Raw genomic sequence first — 2,915 nt, 5'->3', positions numbered from 1 at the left:
TGGGACACGCGGTTTAAGCTTGGGGAGTACACGGCATAAGTCGGTATGATGAACCTAGAATCCCCTGGATTCATCCATGGGGAGTGTCAATTACTACCCATAGCAAAATGGATATAAACTGCGGTGCGGATCACGATATTAAAATCACAGCTATTATCGGAAGAAAGATTAGAGCGATTAAAACAATTACCGGATGGTGAAGAAAAAGCCAAAGAGACAAAAAGAATGATCGACATAATCCGGACTTTCATAGGTTATCGCGAATATCCAAAATACGGCATGATCAATCGCTACTTCGTTTATAAACAAGCTTTAATGAAAGAAGTCGAACAACTCGTACAATCAGGCGTACTTCATGAGAAAGAAGATAGTTACTATCTCACTATTGAAGAACTTCGTGAAGTGGTACGCACAAATAAGCTGGATTACCAGATCGTAAGCCTTCGAAAAGACGAGTACAAATTATTTGAAAAACTAACTCCTCCAGGTGTCATCACCTCTGATGGTGTAATAATTGCAGGCGAGTACAAACGAGAAAATCTTCCAGAGGGCGCTATGGCAGGTCTGCCTGTTTCTTCAGGAGTCATAGAAGGCAGAGCACGCGTCATCTTAACCATGGACGACGCACATTTAGAAGATGGAGATATCTTAGTCACCACCTTTACAGACCCCAGTTGGACACCATTATTTGTATCCATAAAAGGCCTTGTCACCGAAGTTGGAGGACTAATGACCCATGGAGCAGTTATCGCTCGTGAATATGGCTTACCGGCAGTTGTCAGAGTGGAGAATGCCACCAAACTGATAAAAGATAGGCAACGAATTCGCGTGCATGGAACAGAAGGGTATGTAGAAATCCTATAACGTGAAAGAGTTAATGATGCACCCATTTTCCGATGGAAGGTATGCAAAACGGATCCACTTGGAAAATCACACAAAATGTGATTATCCAAGTGGATCCGTTGAACATTTGCTGACTTATTAAAATGCAGCCCATCATCGAACCATTGACCTAACCATATATGCCAGAGCTTATCATTTAACCATAATATTACGTCAGGTTTATCTTTATCAAAGGATGATTCCAACAAAAAGTCAATTCTAAGGCCTGTTTTACAGATAGTTGTTTCACGTAGGGATTTTTCACTTCTTTCAGCGGAGAATACGTGGATGTAGATATGCTCTTGTATTCCCCTTTTTCGGAAGGACGAGCAGGACGCTGAACTGAGGCTTCCGATCAGGCAGCCGCTTATACAGACATCCCCCAGCTGACAATCCGGTAATACACTTTGGCTGTCAGCCCGTAGACAAGAGCATAAAACAGGGCAAAAACCAAGATGGTACCCGCTGTGCACCAGGCGAACAAACCCACATTGGTGAGATTCAGTACGGCTAGCAATTTAGTAATGATGGGAAAAGCGACGGCAATATGGATCCCGGCGGTAACCAGGGGCAGGAAAAATACGATCAGGACCTGACTGCGGATGGAGCCTTTCACCTCTTCGCGGCTCATACCCACTTTCTGCATGATTTCAAAGCGGGCTTTATCGTCATACCCCTCGGAGACCTGTTTGTAATAGATGATCAGTACCGTGGCCATGATGAATAGTCCCCCCAGGAAAATGCCCAGAAAGAACAAACCTCCATAAACAGCGAAAAAGGATGCCTTGGCTGCTACCGGGGATTCGATACTGCTGCCGGGATAATCACTGTCCAGGGCAGTGCGAATGTCCTGGTAAACTGCAGAGATGTCAGCCTCGCTGGCGTCCAGATCAAAGCCCAGATAATAGTTATACCCTGATGGATCATCCCCATTTTCTTCGGCCCGAGCCTCCTCCATGGCTTTGATCACATCCATATCTTTGACCACGATATAATAGCTGCCCGAGATATATGACCTCTCCAGGCTCTTTTCAAAAAAGGAGTCCAGCTTTTCTTTGACTGTAAATGTCCGGTTTAACACCGTCAGGGTATCGTTTTCATACTTGCTGGGGCCGGAATAAATCAGCATCTCCTGTTCCCCCAAGCTGACCGTTTTATGAGTCAGCCGGTTATAATCCTCCAGGGGAATCAGATAGTATTCCCTGAGCGAAGATGTGGCATTGGACATTTTGCTCTCAGCTGTGATCACCGTGCCGCCCTCTTGATTGCCGGGAAAGAACAGATACCTGTAATCCATCCTATCCTTCACCACCAGCTGGTGCTTTGCCAATACTTCGTGAACCGACCTCTGCAGGCCCTCGACAGATTGCTGAGCAGGCACAGAGGCGGAAATCATGATATTTTGGGGGTACCGGGTGCGCAGCCCGTCCTCCATCCCAATGTACAAAGACACGGTGGTGGATACCATTACCAGCACAGCCGTGGCCATGATACAAATACTGGCCAGCCCCACGGCGTTTTGCTTCATCCGGTATATCATCCCCGCAACGGCGGTGAAATGCCGGGTCTGATAATAATACCCCTTGTTCCGGCGCAGCAGTTTAAGCACTGCGATGCTGCCGGCGGTAAACAAACAATAGGTGCCCACCATCACCAGGAGGACGGCATAGAAAAATTGGCTCAGGGCGGCCAGAGGAGATTGGGTGGTGAGGGAGATATAATATCCCCCGCCCAGGCTCAAGGTTCCGATCACCACCAAAGGCCATTTGGTTTTCGGCTCCTTCTCTCCTGTTTGACCGCCCTGGAGGAGTTCAACAGGCTTAGCCAGATGGATTTGGCGCAAGGTATTGAGAAGGGTCAAGAGGAAAATTCCAGCGAACAGGACCAGGGCAGAGGCTAAGGCGGGGCCGGAGACTTTAAAGCCCAGGGGCACCTCAAAGTTAAGGATTTTCAACAAAACCATAAAGATCAGCTTGGAAAGAAGTATCCCGCCCAGCAGGCCTGCCCCCAGGCTGACTGCTGCCACATAGAGA

Annotated in this window: 1 protein-coding gene and 1 pseudogene; one reads left to right on the top strand and one right to left on the bottom strand. The window is 47.5% G+C overall.

What is annotated here, in order from left to right; genetic code table 11:
• Positions 1-159 precede the first annotated feature (159 nt).
• Positions 160-864: pseudogene (locus DOT_RS17100) on the top strand (PEP-utilizing enzyme); the annotation flags it as partial.
• 385 nt (positions 865-1,249) lie between these two features.
• Here DOT_RS17100 and DOT_RS17095 read toward each other — a convergent pair.
• A partial coding sequence (locus DOT_RS17095; protein WP_040412608.1) for an FtsX-like permease family protein occupies positions 1,250-2,915 on the bottom strand: 1,666 nt, incomplete at its 5' end.

This window comes from Desulfosporosinus sp. OT, assembly GCF_000224515.1.
Classification (GTDB): Bacteria; Bacillota; Desulfitobacteriia; order Desulfitobacteriales; family Desulfitobacteriaceae; genus Desulfosporosinus.
This window is presented reverse-complemented; position numbering and strand designations above follow the sequence as displayed.